Below are 26,271 nucleotides of genomic sequence, written 5' to 3'. Positions count from 1 at the left end.
ATTTGGTTATAATTTTTGCACTGTTAATTCGTCGCTTAAGTTAGTCAAAATGCTCGAAACTTTTTCCTTAAAAACAGGATGAATATAATCTGCCGCTATTTCATTTAAGGGTTCCAACACAAATCTGCGTTTATGCATCTCCGGATGAGGTAAGCTAAGCTCTTCATTATTTAAAATGGTATCTTCGCCGTAAAATATCAAATCGATATCTATCAAACGTTCTCCCCATCTTTCGAGCCGTACCCTGCCCATTTTCTTCTCTATATCAAGCATTACTTGCAATAACTCCAAAGGCAGCAACGCAGTTTTCACCCCTACCGCCTGGTTTAAAAATCCCGGTTGGTCGGTTTTACCCCAAGGCGCCGTTTCATAAACACTTGAGGCGGCAATAACATTTCCAATTTCACTTTCTATTAACGCTATAGCTTGCTGAAGATTGCTATCCCTATCTCCCATATTGGTGCCCAGTAACAAATAGGCCTCTTTTTGCTCTAACATTTATATCGCTTTGTTGTTTGAAATCAAATAATTTATCAGTAGAACAGCTTAAACGCATGATATCACAATGCATTTTTTATCTTTACAAATTAAAGCTTATTTAAACTTATGAAAGAATTTTTCAAATATGTTTTTGCCACTGTTGTCGGCATCGTAATTTCAGCTGTAGTGCTTGGCATTATCGGGTTTGTTATTTTTATAGGCATGATTGCTTCGGTTGGTAGTGAAACCGAAACCGTAGTAAAAAAGAACTCGGTGTTATATCTCAACCTCGACCAGGCCATTACTGAGCGTACCCCCGAAAATTCTTTTGGACAGCTGTTTGGCGGCTCAAGTAATAAAAGCATAGGCTTCAATGATGTAGCAAGAGCGCTTAAAAAAGCACAAAACGACGATAATATTCAAGCCGTTTATATCAATGTAAGTGCGCCAAATGCTGGCATGGCAACCATGCTTGAAGTTAGAAATGCGATTTTAGACTTCAGAAAAAGCAAAAAACCGGTTATCGCTTACAGTGAAACTTATTCGCAGGGTGCTTATTACTTAGCTTCGGCAGCCAATAAAATTTACCTAAATCCAGAAGGCGAACTAACTTTTAAGGGGTTTAGCTCAGAGCTGATGTTTTTCAAAGGTGCTTTGGAAAAACTAGGTATCGAAGCGCAAATTATCCGTGTGGGCAATTATAAAAGTGCTGTTGAGCCATTTATCAACACCAAAATGAGCGATTACAACCGCGAACAAGTAACCGCTTATGTAAGTAGCTTGTATGATACATTTTTAACTGGCATTGCCGAATCTCGCAAAATTGAAAAAGACAGCTTGTATCAAATTGCTAACCAATACAAAGTTCAGTTTCCTAAAGATGCCTTGGCCTATAAAATGGTTGATGGGTTAAAATATAAAGATGAAGTTTTGGATGAATTGCGAAATATTACTGGTACAGATAAGAAAAAAGATATCAATAGTGTAAGCATTAACGATTATATCAAAAGCCTACCGGCACAGGGGCAAAGTAGTTCAAAGGATAAAGTAGCTGTAATTTATGCCAATGGCGATATTGTAGGTGGCGAGGGCTCTGACGAACAAATTGGTTCCGAAAGAATTTCAAGAGCAATAAGAAAAGCAAGATTAGATGATGACGTAAAAGCAATTGTTTTGCGTGTAAACTCTGGAGGTGGCAGCGCCTTGGCTTCGGACGTGATTTGGAGAGAAATGATTTTAAGCAAAAAGGTAAAACCTGTAATTGCTTCTTTTGGTGATGTTGCCGCATCTGGCGGATATTACATTGGCTGTGGCGCAGACAGCATTTTTGTACAACCAAATACCATCACTGGATCTATTGGTGTTTTCGGTATCATCCCTAACTTGCAAAACATGTTCAACAATAAACTGGGCATTACGTTTGATGGCGTGAAAACTGGTGAATATGCTGATATCATGAGTGTTAACCGTCCTTTAACTCCTGCTGAAAGAGCAATTATCCAAAAAGGCGTTAACAAAACTTACGATACCTTTATTGGCAAAGTAGCTGATGGAAGAAAGAAAACCAAAGCCCAAGTGGATAGCTTAGGCGGCGGAAGGGTTTGGATTGGTAAAGAAGCGGTAAAAAATGGCTTGGCTGATAAATTAGGCGGCTTCGACTATGCCATCGCATCTGCAGCGAAAAAAGCAAAGCTAAGCGATTATAAAGTAGTAGAGTATCCAGAAAAAATTGATCCTTGGAAAGAATTCCTAAGCTCGGCTAAAGACAATGTAAGTGCTTACTATGCTAAAAAAGAGTTCGGTGAAAACTATATCCTTTACCAACAAATGAAAAAGGCAATAAGCAACACCGGAATCCAAGCTCGTATGGATTATGACATCCGAATCAAATAATCCCGGATTTACACTGGAATAATTAGGAATTAGCTTTGCAGTACTTGTTGCATAACTAATTCCTAATCCCTAATTACTGATACCTGACACCTGATTTCTGACACCTGATTCCTGATACCTGAACTTATTTAATGGAAAATAAACCAATAGCCCGAACGTTAAGATTACTTTCGCAATTAATGGAACTTCATAATGAAAATCCATTTAAAGTAAAATCTGTAGCTAACGCCGCTTTTAAAATAGATAAACTTCCTTTTGCGCTAGCGAGCAAACCCACAAGTGAAATAGACAAGGTGGATGGCGTAGGAAAAAGCATTGCCGCCAAGGTAATTGAACTATTGGAAACAGGAAGCATTGGTGAACTGGAAACTTTGCTGGAACAAACGCCGCCTGGCATTGTTGAGATGCTTGCCATTAAGGGAATTGGCCCGAAAAAAATAGCGACCATTTGGAACGATCTAAAGATAGAAAGCATAGGCGAACTTTACTACGCCTGTAACGAAAACCGCTTGATTGAGGCAAAAGGTTTCGGCTTAAAAACTCAGGAAGAAATCAAGAAGATTATTGAGTTTAAAATGGCGGCTGACGGCAAATTTTTATATGCCAAAGCTCAACCACTGATATTACAGTTGCAGGAAAGCTTAGCTACTTGGCTCAACAAAGTAGAAGATGATGCTTTACTGGGTATTGCCGGTGAGTACAGGAGGCTTTGTGAAATTATTGAAGAAGCAGTTTTCATTATCGGCACGGAAAACACTGACATTATTGCTACAGAGTTAACTACTTACGAACTTGCTTTTGCAGAAACAGCTACCAATTGCTTTACGGCACAAACTGAAAGTGGGCTTAACGTAAAACTTTTTGTGGTTCCAAAATCTAACTTTTACCTTGATTATTTTAGGCTAACGGGAAGTGACAACCACGTTAATAAAGTTTTGGAATTGGCGGGAGATCATCTTTTTAATAGCGAAGAAGAAATTTATCAAAAAGCTGGTTTAGACTTCATTTTACCGGAACTGAGAGAAGATTTGGACGAAATTGAATTGGCAAAACAGCATCAGCTACCTCAGTTAATTGATCATGCAGATTTAAAAGGAAGCTTGCATAACCATTCCGACTGGAGCGATGGGGTACATACCTTAGAAGATATGGCGCTTTATTGTAAAGATGTGTTGAATTTGGAGTATCTAGGTATTTGCGACCACTCTAAATCTGCTTTTTACGCCAACGGATTGAATGAACAACGTGTTTATGCACAACATCAATTAATCAATGAATTGAATGTGAAGCTTGCGCCATTTAAAATTTTCAAAGGTATTGAAAGTGATATTTTATATGATGGTTCACTAGATTATGATGAAGCTGTTTTAAAAACCTTTGATTTTGTGGTGGCTTCCGTACATAGTCAATTGAAAATGACTCAGGAAAAAGCTACTGAACGATTGATTAAAGCAATTGAAAACCCATACACTACTATTTTGGGGCATCCAACCGGACGATTATTGTTAAGCAGAAAGGGATACGATATTGATTTCAAGAAAGTGATAGACGCCTGTGCTGCAAACAGCGTAGTGATCGAAATAAATGCAAATCCCCTGCGTTTGGATTTAGATTGGCGCTGGCATCGCTATGCTTTGGAGAAGGGCGTATTATTAGCTATCAATCCAGATGCCCACCGAAAGGAAGGATTTTTGGACATGAACTATGGTATTTTAGTAGCTCGCAAAGGTGGTTTGACTGCAGAAAAATGTTTGAATGCATTTTCGTTAAATCAAATCAGTGCCTTTTTTGAAAGCAAAAAACCTTAATCTTCCAGTAAAAAAATATCTTTGTACATGATTAGTGAATTAGCCAACCAGGTTTTTAACCAAGCTATTATAGATTACCATCAATTTGATGAGATTGACCATCCAATTGCCAATCCTTACGAAAGTAACAGCATAGCACATTTGCTTTATCAAAAAAATTGGATTGATACCGCCCAATGGCACATGGAAGACGTGGTGAGAAACCCTCAAATTGATCCAGCGGAAGGTTTACAATGGAAAAGAAGAATTGATGCGCAAAACCAAATCCGCACAGATATGGTGGAGTACATTGATAGCTATTTTTTAGAGAAGTTTAAAGATGTTACGGCTAATGCCAATGCAACGGTAAACACCGAAAGTCCGGCCTGGGCTATAGATAGGCTTTCTATCTTAGCGCTCAAAATATTTCACATGCAGGAAGAGGTTAACAGACCCTCTGCAACTGAAGCACACAAAGCAACTTGCCAAAATAAATTGGATGTATTGTTAACGCAACGCAAAGATCTTTCACAAAGTATTGACGAGTTGTTAGAAGATATTGCAGCAGGCAATAAGTACATGAAGGTGTACAAGCAAATGAAAATGTATAACGATCCGACTTTAAACCCGGTGTTGTACAATAAAGCATAGTTTCATATGTCAGCCGCTGAGCATCTTGTTGTTTTACGCTTTTCCGCCATGGGCGATGTAGCTATGGTGGCGTCGGTGTTAAAGGAATTAACAGCGCAAAACCCACAGCTGAAAGTGTTGATGGTGAGCAGAAAAAATTTCGAACCATTTTTTAGCAACATCAATCAGGTTAGCTTCCACCCTATTTACCCAAAAGAACAGCACAAAGGTTTTTTAGGGTTATACACACTATTTAAAGAGTTAAGTAACTACAAGGTTGTTGCCGTAGCAGATTTGCATGACAACATTCGGAGTAGGATTTTATCTCTGTTTTTCCGATTAGCGGGGGTAAAAATTAAACGCATTGACAAAGGACGTGCCGAGAAAAAGGCACTTACCAGAACTACTAATAAAATACTGCAGCCCCTTAAACTTACTGTTGAACGCTACGCAGATGTATTTAGAGCGCTGCAGTTGCCACTTCAATTAAGCCATCAACTCCACAAGCAAGAGCGTCAGCTACCACAAAAAGCCTTATCTTTTTTTAAAAATGATGTAAAAAAAATAGGAATTGCCCCCTTTGCCCAGCATAGCTATAAAATGTACCCACTTGAAAAAATGGGACGGGTAATTGGATTACTAATTGCGTCAGGCTATCAAGTTTTCATTTTCGGCGGCGGTGATAAAGAGTTTGGTATTGCAGAGGGCTGGACGAAACAATTTCCAACGTTAATTAATACCATCAAACAATTTAACCTAAATGAAGAGCTGGACATCATTTCCCATTTAGATTTGATGCTAAGCATGGATTCTTCTGGAATGCACATGGCATCTTTAGTGGGAACTCCGGTAGTTTCTATTTGGGGACCAACACATCCTTATGCAGGTTTCCTAGGTTATGGGCAATCCATTAACGATTGTTTGCAAATTGATCATCCCAACCGCCCAAATTCCATATACGGAAACAAACCCTGCCTATGTGGCGCTGAGGAATGTATAGCAATGATTACCCCAGAAATGGTTATCGACAAAATAAATGAAAAATTAAATGGCTAAGCAGTTAATCCTAGTAAGGCATGCAAAATCTGATTGGGGAGATTTCACCTTAAAAGATTTTGACCGTCCGCTGAACCCACGTGGACACAAAAATGCACCCGAAATGGTAGAACGTTTAATTGCAAAAGGAATTAAGCCAGAAGCCGTTGTTAGTAGTCCGGCATTAAGAGCAATTACTACGGCTAAATATTTTGCAGCAGGCTGGCAAACTGATGCCGCTCAGTTGACAACTGAACCATCAATTTATGAAGCTACTACCAATACTTTATTACGTGTCGTAAATCAACTTGATAATCAGTTCGACCGAATCGCATTGTTTGGCCATAACCCTGGCTTAACTGATTTGCTCAATTATTTAAGCGAGGGACAAATCTCCGACATGCCTACGTGTAGTGTGGCTATAATTGATTTCCAGTTCGATGATTGGACGTTAGTAAGTAGAGGCACGGGAGATTTAGTGTTGTTTGATTATCCGAAAAGCGGCTTAGATTAACAAGCCTATTGTTTTGTCATTTCGAACGCAGTGAGAAATCTATAACACGCCATTTAAATTACAGATTCCCCTAACGTTGGAATGACAAGTGGGATAAAACAGGGTTGATAAGATTACCTTTAGTTTTGTCATTTCGAACGCAGTGAGAAATCTACAACGCTTCATTTAGAAAACAGATTCCTCCTAACGTCGGAATGACAAGTGGGATAAAATGTATTGGATTGCAAAAATTACCTTTAGTTTTGTCATTTCGAACGCAGTGAGAAATCTATAACGCTCCATTTTGAAGACAGATTCCTCCTAACGTCAGAATGACAAGTGATATCTAAAACTGAAGGTGTTTAACCGTCAATCCATTGTTGATTAATTGTTTCAGCGAATCAATTCCAATTCTTAGGTGAGATTCAACGAAGTTCACAGTTACAGAACTGTCGCTTTCGGTAGTTTTTACTCCTTCTGGAATCATAGGCTGATCAGACACTAACAAAATTGCACCAGTTGGAATTTTATTAGCAAAACCTGTAGTAAAAATGGTAGCTGTTTCCATATCTACGGCCATAGCACGTAAACTTTTCAAATATTTCTTGAACTCCTTATCATGTTCCCAAACCCTACGGTTGGTGGTGTAACAAGTTCCCGTCCAATAATCTCTAGAGTGATCCCTAATGGTTGTAGAAATTGCTTTCTGTAGCGCAAACGCAGGCAATGCCGGCACTTCAGCAGGTAAATAATCGTTAGAAGTTCCCTCGCCTCTGATAGCCGCAATAGGTAAAATTAAATCGCCAATTTGGTTCTTCTTTTTCAAACCACCACATTTACCTAAAAACAATACTGCTTTTGGCTGTATAGCGGTCAGTAAATCCATCATTGTTGCTGCCAAAGGGCTACCCATACCAAAGTTAATGATGGTAATGCCATTTGCCGTTACGCTTTGCATCGGCTTATCTAAACCGTAAATAGGTGCGTTATCATTCCACTCAGAAAACAATGCTACATACTTGCTAAAGTTGGTTAACAAAATGTACTGGCCAAACTCCTCTAACGGACGACCGGTATAACGTGGCAACCAATTTTTAACGATGTCCTCTTTAGTTTTTAACCCCTTTCTCACTGGCGTTTCCACCTCTTTTACCTTTTTGGCTTTTTTTACTAATGTTTCATCTTTTTTTACATCTTTTTCTTCATTCATATATTTCTCCTTTTTTTAAATTTAATGTTTTTAATTGATAGTGTATCATCCGAAAACCTGTGTTTAAAAAAAATCCCGAACAAGTCGGGATTTTCAATTCTTTATGCGGCTTTCAGCTTTTTAAAGTCGGCTTTTTCAAACTTCTCTTTTGCATAGTCGAGTGTAATCTCCAACGTTTTCACATCACTTTCAGAAGGTGTATCAAACATGGCGTCTAACATAATCGATTCACAAATAGATCTTAAGCCCCTAGCACCAAGCTTGTATTCCATTGCCTTATCCACAATGAATTCTAATACCTCATCATCAAACTTTAACTCTACATTCTCGAAGTTAAACAACTTCACGTACTGCTTAATTAAAGAGTTTTTAGGCTCGGTAAGGATGTTTCTTAATGCAGTTTTATCCAATGGCTCTAAATGCGTTAGTACTGGCACCCTACCAATCAATTCTGGAATTAAACCAAATGATTTTAAATCCTGCGGAGTGATGTACTTGTAAAGGTTCTTCAAATCCAAATCAACCTCATCTTTTTTCACCTTGTAACCTACAGCGGTTGTACGCAACCTATTGGCAATTTTTCGTTCAATACCGTCAAATGCGCCGCCGCAAATAAATAAAATGTTATTGGTGTTTACGGCAATCATCTTTTGATCAGGATGTTTACGACCACCTTGTGGCGGTACATTAACAACCGTACCTTCTAAAATTTTAAGTAAAGCCTGCTGTACACCTTCACCACTTACATCTCTAGTAATGGAAGGGTTATCACTTTTACGAGCTACTTTATCCACCTCATCAATGTAAACGATTCCTCGCTCTGCAGAAGCTACATCATAATCAGCTGCTTGAAGTAACCGCGTAAGGATACTCTCCACGTCCTCCCCCACATAACCTGCCTCGGTAAGTACCGTAGCATCAACAATGCAGAAAGGAACGTGCAATATTTTAGCAATGGTTTTAGCCAGTAAAGTTTTACCTGTGCCTGTTTCTCCCACCAACATGATATTCGATTTTTCAATCTCTACCTCATCTTTATCAATTTTCTGACTAAGGCGTTTGTAGTGATTATACACCGCTACAGAAAGTACCTTCTTTGCATCAAACTGACCAATTACGTATTGATCTAAGTGCTGTTTAATTTCAGCAGGTTTCAGCAATTTGAACGAATCATCAAAAGCCTTACCTTTTTTATTACCAAGTTCTTGCGCAAGCAAAACGTTGGCCTGATTAACACACTTGTCGCAAATGTAGGCATCCAACCCCTCAATGAGCATCAATGTTTCATTTTTTGGAGTACCACAAAAGGAACAATGCGAATCTCTTACTTGTCTAGCCATTCTTTTTAATTTTCAGTTTTCAATTTGCAGTTTACAAACGCTTACATTTCTCACTGTAAACTGCCAACTGATTTATTTTGTCCCGCCTAATACCTCGTCAATCATTCCAAACTCTTTAGCTTCTGAGGAAGTCATCCAATAATCGCGATCAGATGCTTTTTCTACCCACTCATAAGATTGGCCTGAATGTGATGAAATAATGTCGTATAATTCTTTTTTCAACTTAAGCATTTCCCTTAAATTGATTTCCATATCAGATGCTACACCTTGTGCACCACCAGATGGTTGGTGAATCATCACCCTTGAATGCTTTAACGCTGCACGTTTGCCTTTAGCGCCTGCAACTAACAAAACAGCACCCATTGAAGCTGCCATGCCTGTACAAATTGTTGCCACATCTGGTGAGATGTACTGCATGGTGTCATAAATGCCTAAACCAGCATAAACTGAACCACCTGGTGAATTGATGTAGATTTGAATATCTCTGTGCGCATCTACCGATTGCAAAAACAATAGCTGAGCCTGAATGATATTTGCATTTTGATCATAAACAGCATCCCCTAAAAAGATGATACGATCCATCATCAAACGTGAAAACACGTCCATTTGAGCAACATTCAATTGACGCTCTTCAATGATGTAAGGTGTCATCCCTTTTGGCGAATTGTTAGTTGCACCAATAAATCTATCTACATTTAATCCGTTAATGCGATGATGTTTAACGGCATATTTTCTAAATTCGTCTTTATCTATTTTCATGATAAGTTTGAGTTAAGCGCTTGGCATTAGTCGTTTGATACGCTAAGCAAGACGACATTGTTATTTGAGCAAATATTTTCTTAAGGTTTGTTAATTTTCGTGCCAAATTGTACACTCCGCTAAAATAGCAGATTATGTGACAATAAGAAATAGGCTTGCAGATAAATGCTAATTTTATTTCTCCACGTTCCAGCCACCGAAAAAAACTATTCAATAACCAATAATTCAACTCAATACCAAAATCACTTTGGCTTTTATATAACAAGAGTTCCGATTTTAGGTCGGAACTCTTATCATTTTATTTTACTGACAAACGGTCAGTCGTTGTTCGTTATTACGAAGAACACAACAATTTTACAACATTAGGCAGATAACAACGCTCACTTAAGGATTGCTTCGTTCCTCGCAATGACGTGATAATGCCCTATGCTCAAAGTACTATTTCAATTCAGTAAACTTGTTGTAAGTAATGTCTTTTTCGTTTAAAGTAACTACAGATTTGATGTAATCAAAAACTTTAAGCGCTTTTACTTCTTCAAAAATACGGTTAGCGTTTTCTCTTTCTTTCAAGAAGTTAGCTGTGTATTCTGCTAGTTGCTCTTCAGGAAGAGGTGTTGGGCTATACATTCTGAATTGAGCATCTAAACGTTGTTTAGCAGTTTCAAAAACATCTTTGTATTCAATTTTAATATCGTTGTCTTTGATGATTTTGTTTTCGATCAAAGTCCACTTCAAGTTTTTAGCGAAATCATCATAACCTTGAGCAAGTTCCTCGTCAGTTAGCTTTTCGTTAGTAGCTTTTAACCACTTACGTAAAAACTCATCTGGCAATTGCATTTTAGTTTGCTCTGTTAATTGAGCGTAGATGTCGTTTTGCAATTTGCGATCTGCATCTTGTTTGAACATCGATTCAATTTCTTCAGTGATTTTAGCTTTGAAACCAGCTTCATCAGTTACTACACCTGCACCGAAAATTTTATCGAAAAATTCCTGGTTCAAATCAGCTTCTTCCAAACGGTTTACATTTTTAACCGTTACAGCAAATTTCGATTTCAAATCTGCTGCATCTTCTTCACTGATGTTTAACAATTTAGCAATAGCAGCAGCATCGCCACCAAATGCTTTGTTCACATCAAGCTCCAAAGTATCATCTTTTTTAACGCCTACTAACGTTTTTAAGATCTTTTTATCAGTTACTAAATCAGTACGGATAGAGCCTGTAGCTACAATGCCACCTTCAAACTCCGAACCATCATTAGCTAACTGCTTTAACTCTGCATAAATCACATCACCTTCGGCAGCTACCTCAGGGTTAGTCATTTTGCCATAGCTTTTACGAATGTTGCTAATGCGCTCATTTAAGGTTTCATCATCAGCTTTTACGTTGTAAGATGTGAATTTATCCTTCGAAGACACTTCGATATCAACGGCAGGCGCTAAACCCAACTCATAAGCAAAGTTAAAAGTATCGTTATAATCCCAGTTGTATTCGTTTTCATCTTCCTGAACAGGTAGCGGCTGACCTAAAATCTCCACATTGTTATCTGTAAGATATTTAGAGATATTATCGTTCAACATATTGTTGATTTCCTCTACCAAGATGCTTTTGCCATACATTCTTTTAATATGTGAAGCAGGCACCATTCCTTTACGGAAACCTGGCAAGTTAGCTTTTTTTGCTTGTTCCTTAATCGCTTTGTCTACGTTTGGAGTGTAGTCTTCCGGCGCTAAGGTAATTTTAACTAAAGCATTTAAATCATCAATTTTTTCCTGTGTAATATTCATCTAGATATGAGTATTGAGATACGGATTGAAGCTGCTTAAACAGCCAAGCGCATATCGATTTCTATTTAATTCTTTAACAATGTCTTTTTAAAATAAAACCGTCCCGATTTGTATCGGAACGGTTTACCTTTAGTGCGGAAGAAGGGACTCGAACCCCCACGCCGTGAAGCGCCAGATCCTAAGTCTGGTGCGGCTACCAATTACGCCACTTCCGCAGTTAGGATTTATTTAGGACTGCAAAGATAGAAATTACATTGATTATTCTGCAACTTTTGCTAAAAATTTTTAATTTTCTGAATCACAAAAAGCTAAATCGCTCATATTCAACAAAAATAATTTCAGCAATTAAGGCCTTAAACCAATTGACGTTGAAACTCGAAAAAGTATTGTACCGACTTTACCAATCTGCTACCATACCAAGAGAACATTTCACCATCAACCAACATCACCTTTGTATTGGGCAATGCTAACGCAATTTCTTCGATATGCTTCTCTTTAAAAGGATATGGCTCTGATGACAAAAACACAAAATCTGGGTTTAATGTAATAAGAGAAGAAAGTTCCATTGCTGGATATCTATTCTCAGTAATGATATTGCGCAAACCAATTTTCGTCAATACATTATGGATGAAAGTGTTGCGACCAGCCAACATATAAGGTTCTTTCCAAATGATATAAGCGGCAGTCTTATCAATCTTCTGCTGGAGTGCAAGGACTTGCAAGTCTCTAAATCCGGCAGTGATAAGGTGATTCAGGTAATTAGCCTCAGGCTGCCTATCCACCAAAGCACCAATGTCATCAATCGTTTTGCCAGCGTCTTCCAAAGTATAAATATCACTCATCCAAACTGGAAACTCCTGTTGCAGCAGTTCAATATCTGCTTTGCTGTTTTCTTCTTTATTACCTATGATGAGATCTGGGCGCAATGCCCTTATTACTTCTAAATTCAGTTTTTTAGTACCGCCTACTTTTTGCTTTGCCGCAAATTTTTCAATAGGATGAATACAAAACTTAGTTAAGCCAACAATCTGCTCATCTAATCCCAAATCGAAAAGCAACTCGGTTTGTGATGGCACCAAAGAGACAATCCGTTTTGGTGGAAAATTGATTTGGATTTGGTTGCCGAGTTGATCAGTGAAAGACTTTAGCATGCACAAATATAAGATTTGATGCTATTGAAATAAGATTCACTACCCTAATTAGCTATTCAAGTACTTGCTTTTTTTGAATGACACACCTTTTCTAATTAAGATAGCGTGATAGAAACTTGGCACATCATGAGTCCACTTTTTTAAAATCAACGTGATTAAAATTACGTCTACCTGCGAAATAAGGCCTAATACGATGCAGATAGTCAATATCCATCCGCCGTAGGCGAAACCCAGCATGCTCGTAAAAGCCACCAACAAAGTTATGCCCCACATTTTAGATACAAAGGCATGTGTACAGGTTTCTTTTTTAAACTTAATGAAGCTAGTGAGATAGCATAAACCCTCCATTGCCAACAAAGCTAATACGCCTATCCATTTCTCCCGAATAATTTGCGGATAAATTATATAACAGCTCCAAGCAATGCAAAGCCAAAAAATCAGGTCAGTTTGGCTGTCCAATCTTCGCATTTTTTCTGTATCAATTTTCATCTTCCTAGCAATAATGCCGTCAAAAATATCCGAAAATAGCCCCACATACATTAAAAACAACACGATATAGGTAGATTGCTCACCAAGTACAAAAGACAGCAGTACAACCACGGGACCTAAAAGAAATCGCAGTAGAATTAATAAATACGGAACGCTCATAAAATTTAGATTGAATTGAAAACGATTAAGCAACTAATGTAAGAAAAAACAAACAAAATCAGCTTTAGGAGGCTTGTATATAGTAAGATACTATAGATATGAGCAGAACAGTTATTATTTCGAACAGACTACCCGTAAAAATTAATTTAGAAAATGGGAAATACACTTTAAAGCCCAGTGAAGGCGGTTTAGCTACAGGGCTTGGAGATGCCTATCAAAAAGGCGAAATGCTTTGGATTGGCTGGCCCGGCGTGGAAGTGCCAGAACATAGGCAAGCTGAAGTTACTGCATTGTTGGCTAAAAGGAATTTAATTCCAGTATTTTTAACGCAAGAAGAAATTAACCTATTTTATGAAGGTTTTTCTAACGAAATTTTATGGCCTGTGTTTCATTACTTGGTAACTTATGCACGCTTTGAACAGGTTTATTGGGATGGATATATCGAGGTAAATGAGAAATTTGCGGAGGTGACGAAATCCGTTTTTAATGAAGGTGATAAAATTTGGGTTCAGGATTATCAGCTTTTGTTACTACCACAGCTTTTACGCGAACAGCTAAGCAACACTACAATAGGCTTTTTTCAGCATATCCCCTTCCCCTCTTTCGAGATTTTCAGGTTGATTCCTTGGCGTGACAAGTTGATCCAAGGGATGCTTGGGGCAGATTTAATTGGCTTTCATACCTACGATGATGTGCGGCATTTTTTAAGTGCAGCTTCCAGATTAACGCCAGCTCAGTTTTCATCCAATATACTCTCTTTAGAAAACCGACAAATTGTAGTGGAGCCTTTTCCAATGGGTATTGATTATGAGAAATTTGAGAGTTTGCCTACGCAGCGACAGGTGATTGCTGAAATAGACAATATGAAGACGGAAGGTCAGGGAAGGATTATCCTTTCCATAGACCGACTAGACTACAGCAAAGGCATTCTTGAACGGATAAAAGCTTTCGAACTGCTGCTACAACTTTTTCCAAAATACCGTGGACAAATATCCCTTTTTATGGTAGTGGTGCCATCTAGAGATACGGTGCCACAATACAAAGAGCTGAAGGAGAGAATTGATCAGTTGGTGGGCAACATCAATGCGAAGTATCGTACACTGGATTGGGTACCGATCAATTATTTCTACCGTTCGTTCAGTGTTCAAACGCTGTCGGCAATGTACAGTTCCGCAGATATTTGTTTGGTGACACCAATGAGGGATGGAATGAACTTAGTGAGCAAGGAATATGTTGCTAGTAGAAGAGATGATACTGGGGTGTTGATTTTGAGTGAAATGGCAGGTGCATCTAAAGAGCTAAATGATGCTATAATTGTAAATCCTAATAACATTGGCGATATTATGAATGCGATTGTTGAAGGATTGGAAATGCCACTTGAGGAACAAAAACAGCGGATGCAAAGTATGCGAAGTTTGGTTAAAAAATTCAACGTCAAACGCTGGACGAATAACTTCTTAGCCAAAATGGACGATGCACGTTTGCTACAACATTCGTTAAAAACCAAATATGCCGTTAACAAGGTAAGCAACGGAATTATTAGCAGATATGCTGCTACGCATAAAAGAGTAATATTTTTAGATTACGATGGAACGTTAGTAGGTTTCAAGCCTAATCCAGAAGAAGCGAAACCAGATGATGAGTTACTTGAATTATTGAAAAAACTAACTCAGGATCCACTTAATAAAGTGGTGATTATTAGCGGCAGAAAACATGAAACACTTGAACAGTGGTTTGGCCATTTAAATATTGGCTTAATTGCTGAACATGGCGCTTGGCAGAAAAAACCGCAGCAAGATTGGCAGGCATTGCCCTTATTGAATGATCAATGGAAAAGCGAAATCAGGACTATTTTAGAGGCATATACTGATAGAACTCCGGGGACATTCATCGAAGAAAAAAGTTACTCGTTAGCTTGGCATTACCGCAAAACCGAACGTGGACTTGGCGAGCTTCGTGCTAACGAAATCATTAATAACTTAAGGGTGCTTGCCGCAGATAAAGGCGTACAAATAATGCCGGGAAATAAGGTGGTTGAATTTAGAAATGTGGAAGTGAACAAAGGGAAGGCGGCGCTAAATTGGCTTTATGAAAATGAGAGTGACTTTATTTTAGCCATGGGGGATGACCATACCGACGAAGATATATTTAAGGCTATGCCGAGTAATGCCATTACGATAAAAGTTGGCAGCGAACTTTCTGAAGCTAAATTTTATTTGAACGATTACAAAGAAGCCCGCAGCTTATTGAATACTATTTTGGAAAGCAATCAAGATAAAGCAGACGCAAGAGAAAGTTTGTTAGAATCATAAAGCAGAAAAAGCTTTTATACAAAAAATGCGGCTATTTGATATAGCCGCATTTTTGCTTTATAGTGTTTTATAAAAATACTGGTCTATCCAATTTGGTAGAAATCCTATAGGCCGCATTCATTAAACCAACATGACTGTAGGCTTGCGGAAAATTACCCCATTGACTGCCACTTTTCGCATCCACATCTTCACTGAATAAAAGTAAGTGATTACAATATTTAATGATATTCTCGAACGCTGCTATCGCCTCATCTACCCTACCTACACAAGCCAATGCCTCAACATACCAGAAAGCACAAATCAAAAAGGTAGTTTTAGGCTTTCCAAAGTCATCTGCATGGAGGTAACGATAGAACAAACCATCTTCAGTTTTCAGCTCTTTTTCTAGCCCTAGTAAATGATCTTTTGCTCTTTGAGATGATGGATCCAAATAATTCATCATGATCAATTGCAGGGTGCTGGCATCCAAGTGTGGGCTGCCGACAGCATTGGTATACACCTTTCGTTCTTCATCATAGCAAGCTTCAATATGCGCAGCCGCTTTGTCAATTAAAATCTGTGCCCTTTTTTCAAGCCCTTGATTTCCTATTGTTTTTGCCATTTTTAAGGCTGCCTGAGCACCAGCCCATTGAAATAAGTTACTGTAGCAATGCGTGTTGGCAATGTTTCTAAACTCCCAAATACCTGCATCCTTTTCGTCAATGGTCATTTCTATTTTCTTCAGCACACCATCTATCCATCTTATAGAATCGCCTCTCTCCGAAAAAACGAAACGATGATCGGTGTACAAAGGCAGCATCGAAATTAGCACCTGTCCGTTGATGTCATTTTGAATATGCTCATAGGCTTGGTTACCAATACGAATCGGTTTTTCTCCGCGATATCCATTCAAATGTTCTAATGTTTGCTCCACAACATTTCGCTGTCCGGTAATGCCATACAGCGGCTGGTAACGTTTATCCGAATCGAAGGTGATATCAGAAATGTAATTGAAGTACTTTTCCATTTCTTCAAAATGCCCAATGTGATTTAACGATGTAAGCACATAATAGGAATCTCGCAACCAACAATAACGGTAGTCCCAGTTACGAGTGCTCCCTGGCGACTCAGGCAAACTGGTGGTACTTGCTGCAATAATGGCTCCGGTATCTTCATACTGGTGAATCTTTAAAACCAATGCCGAACGGATTACAAATGGCTGATAAAAACCCGCAATAGAAGAATGCTTGATCCAAACCCTCCAATAGGCAGTAGTTTCACGAAGGAAATGTTCAGCAGTGGCAACAATGGGCGCATCCAAATCATAGCCGTAAGTAAATATCAGATACTTGGTATCGTTTAGTACAAAGTCTTGTTCATCTAAAATGTAGTTCAAGGATACATTAGTCGTTAGCCGCATATCCTCTTCACAACCCATGTAATCGATATGATTGCTGCCAATAGCAGTTCGCATTTTATCTTTGCCGTAGTTACAAACAGGTTCGCAGGCTACTCTAATCCGAGGTGTTCCTTCCAATGGCTCAATCTTTCTGATCAGCATTAAAGGTTTGAAATAACGTTCGTGCAAATGAAAACGAGGCGCAAAATCTGTGATGCGATAACGACCATCTGCCGCGGTAATTTCTGTTCTTAGCACATTGGTATTTTCAATATAGTATTGATGTGAAGTATAGTCCGTAGTAGGTAAAATGGTGCACTTACCGCCTTTTTGCTCATCGAGCATGCTGCCAAAAACGAACGAACTATCGAATTTAGGCCAACATAACCAACTGATATTTGTGTTTTTATGAATGTGAGCAATGTAGGAGCAGTTACCAATAATCCCTGTTTGATATAAGTGTGTAGCTGTCATAAAAAATAAATGTGATTGATGTATCTTTTTATAACAGCGGAAATTTTGGATGGTTTAAATTCATTCATTTTTAAAAGACATTATGGAATAGCGTTAGAAAAATTATCATCTTTAAAAACCATAACATCGAAATATGAAAAAACTTACCACTTCATTATGCTTATTAATAATTTTCTTTTTTGGATGTAAAAGAAAAATTAATGACTTAGAGTTTGAACGAAGTGTATTGATGCAGATTATACCGAGTATTGTTGACAGCACATGCCAAGATCCTCGTATTTTTCTATCGCCACCGCCATATCCACTTCTTCCACCTGATGGCAAAATCTCTGTAAAAGAAGAACAATTCCTTACTAAAAAATGGGAGCTAAAGCTAGATTCTATTCGAAAAGATACATCTTCGGTTTATTTGGCTTTCAATCCTGTAATTACAGCATCCACTGACTCATTAAAAAAAGAGTTGGAACTATTCACAAATAGTAAAATAACGCAGCCTGGATTTAAGGGAAAATTAGTACTAGATATCGACTCGATAAAGTTAAACCAGCATTTTAAATTCAAGTACCACAATCTATTTTCAAACCAGCTGGAAGTGTGGAACAAGAAATATGAATTCATATTCTCAGGTTTCTTTTACATTAGCAGAATCGTGTTCGACGATAGCAGGAGTTTCGGTGCATTGAGCGTTGGGTATATTTGCGGAGGTTTATGTGGCCAAGGCTATATTATTTTCATCAAAAAACATGGCAAAAATTGGAGGATAGATAAGATTGTGGATACATGGATTTCATAAAAAAACCGTTGCTTTAATCCAGCAACGGTTCCCTATCTTTTTAATTTATTATCGATTTATATTACGGTACCATTAGGCACTACCGCACCTTTCTTAACTACCACAATCCCATCTTTCACTACGTACATGCCGTAATCCCCTTCGGCTAAATGTGCACCACCGTTAATTTTTACATCGTTTCCAATTTTCGAGTTTTTATCAATGATGGCGTTATTAATGTAGCACCTATCGCCAATGCCCAACAAAGGAACTCCATTTTCAACTGCCTCGTTAATTTCCTCAAGGGTTTGGTACCTATCACTTCCCATTACATAACAGTTAGCAATAGTGGTTTCCCTACCAATACGTGATCTAATACCTAAAACTGAATGTTCTACCCTACTAGCCTGAATAATACAGCCCTCGGCAATAATTGCTTTCTCCAAAGTAGTACCTGATACCTTTGACGGCGGCAACATCCTTGCTCTGGTGAAAATTGTATGTCCGGTATCAAACATATTAAACTGCGGCAAATCATCCGTTAAGCCTAAGTTAGCTTCAAAAAATGAGGAAATATTACCGATATCAGTCCAGTAACCTTCGTACTGATAGCTCAATACGTGGTTATTTTCCAATGCCCTAGGAATAATTTCTTTACCAAAATCTTTATCCTCCGGATGCTCGTTCAACATTTTAATCAGTACTTCCCTGTTGAAGATATAGATTCCCATCGAAGCCAAGAAGTTTTTGCCTTGATGTTGCATTTCTTCGCCAGTATCAGATGTCCAATCAGGTAGTAAATCAGATTTAGGTTTTTCGATAAACGAAGTGATGAAGCTATGTTCATCCGTTTTCATGATCCCGAAATCAGTTGCATCTTTTGCCGTCACCGGAATAGTAGCAATAGAAATCTCGGCCTCTGCTTCGATATGTGCTTTTAACATATCCTTGAAATCCATTTGATACAGCTGATCTCCAGAAAGAATCAAGATATAATCAAATTCGTGGTTAACAATATGATGCATACACTGGCGCACGGCATCTGCAGTACCTTGAAACCAAGCTGGGTTATCGGGAGTTTGCTCAGCCGCCAAAATATCAACAAAAGCCTTTGAGAAATGGCTAAAGTGATACGTGTTTTTAATGTGTTTATTTAGCGATGCCGAGTTAAACTGCGTTAGTACAAACATACGGTGTATGCCCGAATTAAGGCAGTTAGAAATAGGTATATCCACTAAACGGTATTTTCCTGCAATAGGTACCGCGGGTTTAGACCTAGTTAATGTTAATGGTGCTAATCTTGAACCTTGACCGCCTCCAAGGATAACTCCTAATACTTTGTCCATCATATTATAATGCTTTACATTTGGTATATTGAAAGGTATTGCTGTGCCGAGTTATCCCACGAATGGTCTATCGACATCATCAACTTTCTAATTTCTTTAACTTTTTTCTGATCTTGATACAATTCATAGGCTCTGCCAATGGCATGTCCTACGTCCCATACGCTACTTTGATCATGGCAAATGCCAAAACCACCGTCACCAATATCAACTACTGTATCTTTTAGTCCGCCAATGCGCCTCACTATTGGAATTGTGCCATAACGTAAAGCATACATTTGGTTTAAACCACAAGGCTCAACCCTCGAAGGCATCAGAAGAAAATCTGCACCAGCATAAATTTGATGAGATAAAGCTTCATTGTAGCCGATAAAGGCATTGTAACTCCCTGGATATTGGTGTGTAATAGCGTTAAGTCTGTCTTCCACGTGTGTATCTCCCGAACCTAAAACTAAGATATTGATTTCACCATTGCTTTGCGCCAAGGCGTTATAAAAGATGTCGGGTAGTAAATCGGCTCCTTTTTCACCTACTAATCGTCCAATAAATGTGTATAATGGTTTGCTTGCATCGAGGTTAAAAACACGGCACAGCTCTTCTTTGTTTGCTTTTTTTCCACTTTCTAAGGTTCTCACATTATAGCTCTTTGCTATCATCTTGTCTTTCTGCGGATTCCAAACTTCTGTATCAATACCGTTGAGTACACCTATAGATTTACCTCGCTCTTGTGAAAGCAAACGCTCTAAGCCATTTGCAGCGTATGAAATCTCATCCAAGTAACTAGGCGATACCGTTGTAATACGCCAGGCACACTTAATTGCTGCCGCCAAAGGATTAATAGCACTGGCCCAATCGAGCTTATTCGTGTTTACCAAATCAAACGAGGGAAAATAATGTAGCTTATCCCAACCAAACTGACCTTGATATTGCGCATTATGGATGGTAAGTACCGTTGGCACCTGAGAAATATGGGCATATTGGTGGCAGTTGCTCATCATGAAAGGAATTAAACCTGCATGATGATCATGTACATGTACCACATCAGGCCTATGCTCCCATTGTGCAATCCAATCTAAAGTAGCAATCTGAAAAGCTAGAAATCTTTCGGTATCATCGGCATAACCGTATACGCCATCTCTATCAAATAAACCAGCAATGTGCACCAAAAAAACATCGAAGCCCAACTTGTTAGTTTTCTCTCTTAAAATACGGGCTTGATAATTGGTTGAGCCTACTTTTGCCCAACCATCATAAACAGTTTCAAATTGGTTTTCGGCCAAAAATTTAGTCTGATAAGCGGGCATTACCACCTTTGCAAAATGGCCAAGCTTATTTTGATATTTAGGTAATGCGCCTACCACATCACCTAAACCGCCAACTTTTGCAACGGGATAGCACTCTGCACTTACATGTATGATCTCCATAAAATGATACTCGGATAGAAATTGCTTCAAATTAGGCAAATGATTGAGCATTGCAAACTTTTAGCCTAATTATTTTATAAAAATATAAGTTTTAGCCGCGGGTGCACAGCCCAATATCTCATTACACAAAAACCAAAATCTGTACATTATTGGCAGCAAACAAAAAAGCTGGACCCGAAGATCCAGCTAATCACAACCAAACAAAAATATTACTGTAAGTAATAAATCTTTAATATTCTTCCTGCGCCATAATTGCGTAAAACTCATGTATGGCGTTAAACTGCGGGTGTAACGACACCACGTTGCCAAATACCAGTAACGCTGGCGAACTTAATTTCTTTTCTTCAATTAACTCTTCAATGGTATCCACAATACCTACTACCACATTTTCCTTGGCCGATGAGCCGTTTTCGATAACCGCCACCGGTAAATTTGCCTTACCCTCTAATTTAAAAATCGAAGCAATTTCCTTAATTTTCTCTATGCCCATTAATACCACAATTGTAGCATTTGACTTTGCCGCCACATACAAATCAGGTGATATTTCACCTTTAGCGTTGGTGCCGGTAACTACCCAAAAACTTTCGCTCATATCGCCATACACCATCGGGATTTTTTGCAAACCAGGTACACCTAAAGCACTGGAAACTCCTGGTACAATTTCCGTAGGAATATTATAGGATTCCGCAACATGAACTTCTTCGTAACCACGAGCAAATACAAACGGATCGCCACTTTTTAAACGCACCACATGGCCGTAATTCAAAGCATAGTCAATCATCAGTTTATTAACCAGTTGCTGAGAAAACGACTCATCGTCAGAGCTTTTACCAACATAAACCTTAATAGCTTTCTCTGGTGCATAATTCAACAAAGCTTCATTAACCAAGGCATCATAAAGTACCACATCTGCGGCAGCAAGTGCTTTAACGCCTTTTAATGTCAACAAATCTGGGTCGCCAGGGCCAGCACCTACTAATGTTATTTTAGGTTCTATTTCGCTTTTCTCTATTTTCGATAATATCATTTCTGGTTATTTTTAATATCAACACTACAAATGTATATAATTTCTACCTATTTAGTAGTATTTATTTTAAAATATAGCCAAGTATTTGATAAATAACGATTTATTTTTTTTTGGAGCGCACTGTCAAGTGCATTTATTAACGTACGGTCCTGCGCTTTGCTTCAAGTCCTCTCCCGATTTTACATCGGGATGCGGGCTTTACGCGTCGCTCAGGGCTATTTAACTTCCGTTAGCAAAATTATTTTCGATTTGGCAGAGTGATATTAGCGTGGCCGCTGCAAATATCCTATAGATTGCTTCGTCGTTCCTACTCGCAATGACGAGAATCGATAAAACTTGTGGTTTTCAAAACTTCCCCAAACAAAAACCAACACATTCAGAGATTGCTTCGTCGTGCCTCCTCGCAATGACGAGAATCGATAGCCATTGTAACCCAACACGTCATTGCGAGTTTACGAAGCAATCTCAATGATAAAGCACCTGCTAAACTTCAGATAGCCTATAATCACACATCCTAACCTTACACCTCATTGCGATTTTACTGCATACTCCGATAGTTCGGAGAAACAATCTTAAAGCCAAAAGCACTTTAAACTCGTGGGCTTCCAGAATTTCCTCAAACAAAAACCAACACATTAAGAGATTGCTTCGCCGTGCCTCCTCGCAATGACGAGAATCGATAGCAATTGTAACCCAACACGTCATTGCGAGTTTACGAAGCAATCTCAATGATAAAGCACCTGCTAAACTTCAGATAGCCTATAATCACACATCCTAACCTTACACCTCATTGCGATTTTACTGCATGCTCCGATAGTTCGGAGAAGCAATCTCAATGATAAAAGCACTTTAAACCCGTGGGCTTCCAGAACTTCCCCAAACAAAAACCAACACGTTCAGAGATTGCTTCGTCGTTCCTCCTCGCAATGACGAGAATCGAATCTGTCCACGAAAGTTCTAAGTCAAGTTTCTATCTCTAAACCAAACTTCATCTGGTGTTGCCGAGAAACCTTGCATTTTTTCAATTAAAATACTGGCATCACTTTCGTTGAATACCAAATCACGATTAGTTTGCTTTAAGAAACGGTGTTGAACCATCATATCCATTTGGGCAAAAAGTGGATCATAAAAACCACTTACATTTAACACTCCAATGGGTTTAGCATGCAAGCCCAATTGCAGCCAAGTAAGTACCTCAAAAAATTCTTCCAGTGTACCAAATCCGCCAGGTAAAATCACAAAACCATCGGATAAATCGGCCATTTTTTGCTTACGCTGATGCATGTTTTCAGTAACAATCATTTGGGTAATCCCTTTGTGTCCTACTTCTTTATCCATCAAAAACTGCGGAATTACTCCAGTAACGGTACCTCCCAGTTTCAATACCTCATCTGCAATAACTCCCATTACCCCTACGCTACCGCCACCATAAACTAAATTGATATTTTCGTTCACCAATTTGCTTGCCAAATCAACAATTGCCTGTTTTAAAACAGTATCACCGTTAAAATTTGCACCGCAGTATACACAAAGTGATTTTAGTTTTTCCATGGAGCTAAGATAGCAACTCCCTAAAAAATAAATCATAAAAAATGGCCGACGTAAAAACATCAGCCATTATATAAAAAGTTAGTTAAAGACTTGCACCGCTATCACTCATTGCAAGTCTCTATCCCTTAAAAATTAAACCTTAAAGTAGCACCGTAAGTACGCGGATCTCCTAGTACACCTGCATATAAGCCGGCATTTCCCGCAGCGGCTTGCAACTGCTCAAAATAATGCGTATCCCCTATGTTTCTGGCCCAAGCGAAAATCGAGAACTTTTCAGATCTAAATCCTAACCTTGCATTCACTAAAGTATAGCCATTTACTACCAACACTTTTGATGGCGTTGGGTTTGAAGAATAATCTGATCTGTAAGAAATATCAGAAGCTAGGAAATATCTTCTGGTCTTTTCTGCCAAGCTTCCCGCAAAACTAAACTCGGCACCACCCGAAGTATTCCATTTAGAGATACCTGGCAATCTACCTCCAGAAGCATCTTTAAAAGCTACTTGCACACCATTTTCGGTATGTCCAGTTTCTTCTAACGGCAATGGCGCATTAGTAAAGCTTACATACTTTCCATCTAAATAAGCCACAGCAGCGTTAAGCGATAAAAACTTGCCAACTTGATAGCTCCCATCAATTTCTACACCTTGCACCCTCACTTTTTCAGCATTAGCCAAATACCCCCTATTTACACCCAATTGTGGCGATTGCACGTTGGTTTGGTAATCTTTGATATCACTGCGAAAAGCGGTCACATTTAAAATTGCACCTGTAGTAGGCTTTGTTTTCAAACCAATTTCATAGTGCTGTACGTACTCTGGTTTTACCACAGCTACAGAAAGATCAGCCGCACCGTTTGAAGTAGTTGGCAAGCCTCCCACATTAACGCCTACGGGTTTGTAAGCCGTAGAGTAAGTGACGAACGTATTCAGCTTATCGCTTGGACGATATGAAACCGTTAAATTTCCAGACAAGTTGTTATTATTAGTGCTAGTTACAAATTGTTGATTAGCATAAACTGCCGCTTTAAGCGAGAGCAAGGTAGCATCGGTGGTTTGCAAGCCGCCATATGTTTGCCTATCATAATCCACATCCTTTTTATCGTAGGTGAACCTGATACCCGGCAACACATGAAGCTTTTCTAAAACTTCCCAATCGGCCTGTGCAAAAACTGCCGCACTTAACGATTTGATTGTTGAGTTTGTGCGAATGCCAAAGCCATCCAATAAACCTGGGGTTGCATATTGTGCCTGCGCTCCCGTATTGCTAGTCTGCACAAAGCGCCACTGATCTTTTCCAACTTCTTCAGTTTGATCTAAACCTTGCAAGTTTTGACCCAAAATGAAAACGCCAACTACACCACTTAATTTATCGGTAATATCTCCAGCGTATCTAACCTCTTGGGAGTATTGGTCATGGCGACTATTGCCCTGTGATTTGGTTAAGGCTGCAAATTGGCTAAAATCCCTATCATTGGTAGGATCCCAGTTCCAAAACCGCCAAGCTGTAGTAGATGTTAATTTTCCGTTACCAATTTTATAATCAGCATTTAAAGATATTCCGCCGATAGACTGATTGTGCCTCCACGGGGTATTGGTATAAATTTCTCTCGAAAACGGATCTATTTTAGGTAGCGCATAGCCCAAATCAGCAACTATCCTAGCATATTGGCGGTAGGCGCTGCGTTCCGTAGTTGTAATTCCGGCAACAACCAAAGGGTAACCTGCCGGATGCTGAATGCTTATATCTCCACTTAACAACAGTTCCAATTTTTCGTTGGGTTGATACAGCAATTGTCCCTTTGCGCCAAGGTTATTCTGTCCACTGTATTTGCGCTCCTCCAAAACGTTCCAAATGGTACCATCGCGTTGCGTACCCGAAATGGATATTTTTGCTGCCAAGTTTTTGGCTAAAGTTCCAGTAACCGATGTTTTTGCTTGAATAAAATTGTAATTGCCATAGCTTAACTCCACTTTTGCACTAGGCACAAAACTTGGTTTTTTGGTAGTAATGTTAAACGCACCAGCGGTAGTATTTTTACCAAATAAAGTTCCTTGTGGGCCTCTAATTACCTCTATTTGCTCCACATCAATAAAATCGGTTGCGGTAGCAGCTGGGCGGGCATGGTACACCCCATCCACATAAAATCCAACCCCGGGATCAATCCCATCATTGGTTAAGCCAAAGGTAGAACCCAAACCACGGATATTTAATGTGGTGTTACGGGCATTGGAAGCATAAAGCTGTACCGAAGGCACCAATTCCTTCAATCGGTTGACGTTAAAAGCACCAGCATTTTCTGCGGCTTGCCCGCCAATAACGGTAATTGGTATAGGCACTTCTTGCAGCACTTCTGATCGCCTTCTGGAAGTTACTACAATTTGATCCAGCTGTGCATCTTCAACCAAGGTAAGTACTAAAGGTTCAGTACTAATTTGCAATACTTGAAAGTCTTGTGGTTTAAAACCTACTGCACTAATTTGAAGATAAAAAGGAACTTCAGGTGCAGGACTAATTTTGAATTCGCCTTTTTCATTGGCGCTGGTAGCTATTTTAGTGCCTCTAATTTTAACCGTAGCATGTGGCACTTCTGTACCGTCGGCCCTTTTAACAATACCACTAAGGGTAACTTGTGCAAATGCGCTAGCAGAAATAGCAATAAGCGTAAAAACTAATAGTAGAGTTTGATAAATATTGATGGGGTAAAGTTTGATTTTCATTGTTTTAAATAAATTTTGAGTTACTGTATGGGAATTTTTAAATATTGGAGCGAGTTTTT

20 protein-coding genes and 1 tRNA gene are annotated in these 26,271 nt (G+C 38.9%); 7 read left to right on the top strand and 14 right to left on the bottom strand.

Features of this window, described 5'->3' with window-relative positions; translation table 11 throughout:
- Positions 1-6: 6 nt before the first annotated feature.
- Entirely contained in the window at positions 7-498 is a 492-nt protein-coding gene (folK, locus tag DUT68_RS03185; protein WP_113635714.1) for a 2-amino-4-hydroxy-6-hydroxymethyldihydropteridine diphosphokinase, read from the bottom strand.
- Between the two features lie 108 nt (positions 499-606).
- On the opposite strand from folK, the gene sppA reads away from it, so the two are divergent.
- The 5 genes from sppA (at position 607) to DUT68_RS03160 (ending at position 6,339) form a co-directional block, all read left to right on the top strand.
- Positions 607-2,373 carry a signal peptide peptidase SppA gene (gene sppA, locus DUT68_RS03180; protein ID WP_113635712.1) on the top strand — a complete coding sequence of 589 codons (1,767 nt, stop codon included), beginning with the start codon at positions 607-609 and terminating at the stop codon, positions 2,371-2,373.
- A 131-nt stretch (positions 2,374-2,504) separates the two neighbouring features.
- Complete coding sequence (locus DUT68_RS03175; RefSeq protein WP_113635710.1) at positions 2,505-4,181, top strand: DNA polymerase/3'-5' exonuclease PolX; 1,677 nt, start codon at positions 2,505-2,507, stop codon at positions 4,179-4,181.
- A gap of 27 nt (positions 4,182-4,208) precedes the next feature.
- A complete protein-coding gene (locus tag DUT68_RS03170; protein ID WP_113635708.1) occupies positions 4,209-4,811 on the top strand; it encodes a DUF4254 domain-containing protein in 603 nt (200 codons plus the stop codon).
- 6 nt (positions 4,812-4,817) lie between these two features.
- Positions 4,818-5,846 carry a glycosyltransferase family 9 protein gene (locus DUT68_RS03165; RefSeq protein WP_113635706.1) on the top strand — a complete coding sequence of 343 codons (1,029 nt, stop codon included), beginning with the start codon at positions 4,818-4,820 and terminating at the stop codon, positions 5,844-5,846.
- Positions 5,839-6,339 carry a SixA phosphatase family protein gene (locus tag DUT68_RS03160; RefSeq protein ID WP_113635704.1) on the top strand — a complete coding sequence of 167 codons (501 nt, stop codon included), beginning with the start codon at positions 5,839-5,841 and terminating at the stop codon, positions 6,337-6,339. The genes DUT68_RS03165 and DUT68_RS03160 overlap by 8 nt, the downstream gene beginning before the upstream one ends.
- Before the next feature lie 325 nt (positions 6,340-6,664).
- On the opposite strand, the gene DUT68_RS03155 is transcribed toward DUT68_RS03160, so the two are convergent.
- The 7 genes from DUT68_RS03155 to DUT68_RS03125 form a co-directional block, all read right to left on the bottom strand.
- Positions 6,665-7,528 (bottom strand): AMP nucleosidase, encoded by an 864-nt coding sequence (locus DUT68_RS03155; protein WP_198659523.1) that lies wholly within the window; start codon positions 7,526-7,528, stop codon positions 6,665-6,667.
- Positions 7,529-7,629: 101 nt separating this feature from the next.
- The gene (gene clpX / locus DUT68_RS03150) at positions 7,630-8,868 is read right to left on the bottom strand and encodes an ATP-dependent Clp protease ATP-binding subunit ClpX (protein ID WP_113635702.1); all 1,239 of its coding nucleotides are present in this window, start codon (positions 8,866-8,868) and stop codon (positions 7,630-7,632) included.
- A gap of 72 nt (positions 8,869-8,940) precedes the next feature.
- Complete coding sequence (gene clpP / locus DUT68_RS03145; RefSeq protein ID WP_113635700.1) at positions 8,941-9,627, bottom strand: ATP-dependent Clp endopeptidase proteolytic subunit ClpP; 687 nt, start codon at positions 9,625-9,627, stop codon at positions 8,941-8,943.
- Positions 9,628-10,065: 438 nt separating this feature from the next.
- Complete coding sequence (gene tig, locus DUT68_RS03140) at positions 10,066-11,412, bottom strand: trigger factor (protein ID WP_113635698.1); 1,347 nt, start codon at positions 11,410-11,412, stop codon at positions 10,066-10,068.
- A 133-nt stretch (positions 11,413-11,545) separates the two neighbouring features.
- Positions 11,546-11,627 (bottom strand) — tRNA-Leu (locus DUT68_RS03135).
- Between the two features lie 138 nt (positions 11,628-11,765).
- Positions 11,766-12,563 (bottom strand): ABC transporter substrate-binding protein, encoded by a 798-nt coding sequence (locus DUT68_RS03130; RefSeq protein WP_113635696.1) that lies wholly within the window; start codon positions 12,561-12,563, stop codon positions 11,766-11,768.
- Between the two features lie 48 nt (positions 12,564-12,611).
- Positions 12,612-13,211, bottom strand: coding sequence for a CDP-alcohol phosphatidyltransferase family protein (locus DUT68_RS03125; protein ID WP_113635694.1), 600 nt, complete (start codon positions 13,209-13,211; stop codon positions 12,612-12,614).
- A gap of 98 nt (positions 13,212-13,309) precedes the next feature.
- Here DUT68_RS03125 and DUT68_RS03120 point away from each other — a divergent pair, with 98 nt between their 5' ends.
- Complete coding sequence (locus tag DUT68_RS03120) at positions 13,310-15,523, top strand: bifunctional alpha,alpha-trehalose-phosphate synthase (UDP-forming)/trehalose-phosphatase (RefSeq protein ID WP_113635692.1); 2,214 nt, start codon at positions 13,310-13,312, stop codon at positions 15,521-15,523.
- Positions 15,524-15,590: 67 nt separating this feature from the next.
- Here DUT68_RS03120 and DUT68_RS03115 read toward each other — a convergent pair whose 3' ends face one another.
- On the bottom strand, positions 15,591-17,375 hold the full coding sequence (locus DUT68_RS03115; RefSeq protein ID WP_113635690.1) for a glycoside hydrolase family 15 protein: 1,785 nt from the start codon (positions 17,373-17,375) through the stop codon (positions 15,591-15,593).
- A gap of 133 nt (positions 17,376-17,508) precedes the next feature.
- Between DUT68_RS03115 and DUT68_RS03110 the strand changes: the two genes are divergently transcribed.
- Entirely contained in the window at positions 17,509-18,168 is a 660-nt protein-coding gene (locus DUT68_RS03110; RefSeq protein ID WP_113635689.1) for a hypothetical protein, read from the top strand.
- A gap of 56 nt (positions 18,169-18,224) precedes the next feature.
- Here DUT68_RS03110 and DUT68_RS03105 read toward each other — a convergent pair whose 3' ends face one another.
- From DUT68_RS03105 to DUT68_RS03085, 5 genes are all read right to left on the bottom strand, one after another.
- The gene (locus DUT68_RS03105; RefSeq protein WP_113635687.1) at positions 18,225-19,496 is read right to left on the bottom strand and encodes a glucose-1-phosphate adenylyltransferase; all 1,272 of its coding nucleotides are present in this window, start codon (positions 19,494-19,496) and stop codon (positions 18,225-18,227) included.
- Between the two features lie 11 nt (positions 19,497-19,507).
- Positions 19,508-20,965 (bottom strand): glycogen synthase, encoded by a 1,458-nt coding sequence (locus DUT68_RS03100; protein WP_306419599.1) that lies wholly within the window; start codon positions 20,963-20,965, stop codon positions 19,508-19,510.
- 178 nt (positions 20,966-21,143) lie between these two features.
- Positions 21,144-21,941, bottom strand: a complete 798-nt coding sequence (cobA, locus tag DUT68_RS03095) for a uroporphyrinogen-III C-methyltransferase (RefSeq protein ID WP_113635683.1) — start codon at positions 21,939-21,941, stop codon at positions 21,144-21,146.
- Positions 21,942-22,898: 957 nt separating this feature from the next.
- A complete protein-coding gene (locus DUT68_RS03090) occupies positions 22,899-23,492 on the bottom strand; it encodes an LOG family protein (RefSeq protein ID WP_113635681.1) in 594 nt (197 codons plus the stop codon).
- Between the two features lie 125 nt (positions 23,493-23,617).
- On the bottom strand, positions 23,618-26,212 hold the full coding sequence (locus tag DUT68_RS03085) for a TonB-dependent receptor (RefSeq protein ID WP_113635679.1): 2,595 nt from the start codon (positions 26,210-26,212) through the stop codon (positions 23,618-23,620).
- Positions 26,213-26,271 lie beyond the last annotated feature (59 nt).

The organism is Pedobacter zeaxanthinifaciens, from assembly GCF_003313335.1.
Classification (GTDB): Bacteria; Bacteroidota; Bacteroidia; order Sphingobacteriales; family Sphingobacteriaceae; genus Pedobacter; species Pedobacter zeaxanthinifaciens.
The sequence above is the reverse complement of the archived record's forward strand: the minus strand, read 5'-3'. Positions and strand labels throughout refer to the sequence as shown.

Coding starts and splice junctions, on each gene's coding strand:
- DUT68_RS03130 (WP_113635696.1), bottom strand. CDS start 12,563: ATGCTAAAGTCTTTCACTGATCAACTCGGCAACCAAATCCAAATCAAT.
- DUT68_RS03170 (WP_113635708.1), top strand. CDS start 4,209: ATGATTAGTGAATTAGCCAACCAGGTTTTTAACCAAGCTATTATAGAT.
- tig (WP_113635698.1), bottom strand. CDS start 11,412: ATGAATATTACACAGGAAAAAATTGATGATTTAAATGCTTTAGTTAAA.
- DUT68_RS03160 (WP_113635704.1), top strand. CDS start 5,839: ATGGCTAAGCAGTTAATCCTAGTAAGGCATGCAAAATCTGATTGGGGA.
- DUT68_RS03125 (WP_113635694.1), bottom strand. CDS start 13,211: ATGAGCGTTCCGTATTTATTAATTCTACTGCGATTTCTTTTAGGTCCC.
- DUT68_RS03110 (WP_113635689.1), top strand. CDS start 17,509: ATGAAAAAACTTACCACTTCATTATGCTTATTAATAATTTTCTTTTTT.
- DUT68_RS03155 (WP_198659523.1), bottom strand. CDS start 7,528: ATGAATGAAGAAAAAGATGTAAAAAAAGATGAAACATTAGTAAAAAAA.
- DUT68_RS03120 (WP_113635692.1), top strand. CDS start 13,310: ATGAGCAGAACAGTTATTATTTCGAACAGACTACCCGTAAAAATTAAT.
- DUT68_RS03115 (WP_113635690.1), bottom strand. CDS start 17,375: ATGACAGCTACACACTTATATCAAACAGGGATTATTGGTAACTGCTCC.
- sppA (WP_113635712.1), top strand. CDS start 607: ATGAAAGAATTTTTCAAATATGTTTTTGCCACTGTTGTCGGCATCGTA.
- folK (WP_113635714.1), bottom strand. CDS start 498: ATGTTAGAGCAAAAAGAGGCCTATTTGTTACTGGGCACCAATATGGGA.
- DUT68_RS03100 (WP_306419599.1), bottom strand. CDS start 20,965: ATGCTCAATCATTTGCCTAATTTGAAGCAATTTCTATCCGAGTATCAT.
- DUT68_RS03090 (WP_113635681.1), bottom strand. CDS start 23,492: ATGGAAAAACTAAAATCACTTTGTGTATACTGCGGTGCAAATTTTAAC.
- DUT68_RS03165 (WP_113635706.1), top strand. CDS start 4,818: ATGTCAGCCGCTGAGCATCTTGTTGTTTTACGCTTTTCCGCCATGGGC.
- DUT68_RS03085 (WP_113635679.1), bottom strand. CDS start 26,212: ATGAAAATCAAACTTTACCCCATCAATATTTATCAAACTCTACTATTA.
- DUT68_RS03175 (WP_113635710.1), top strand. CDS start 2,505: ATGGAAAATAAACCAATAGCCCGAACGTTAAGATTACTTTCGCAATTA.
- cobA (WP_113635683.1), bottom strand. CDS start 21,941: ATGATATTATCGAAAATAGAGAAAAGCGAAATAGAACCTAAAATAACA.
- clpX (WP_113635702.1), bottom strand. CDS start 8,868: ATGGCTAGACAAGTAAGAGATTCGCATTGTTCCTTTTGTGGTACTCCA.
- DUT68_RS03105 (WP_113635687.1), bottom strand. CDS start 19,496: ATGATGGACAAAGTATTAGGAGTTATCCTTGGAGGCGGTCAAGGTTCA.
- clpP (WP_113635700.1), bottom strand. CDS start 9,627: ATGAAAATAGATAAAGACGAATTTAGAAAATATGCCGTTAAACATCAT.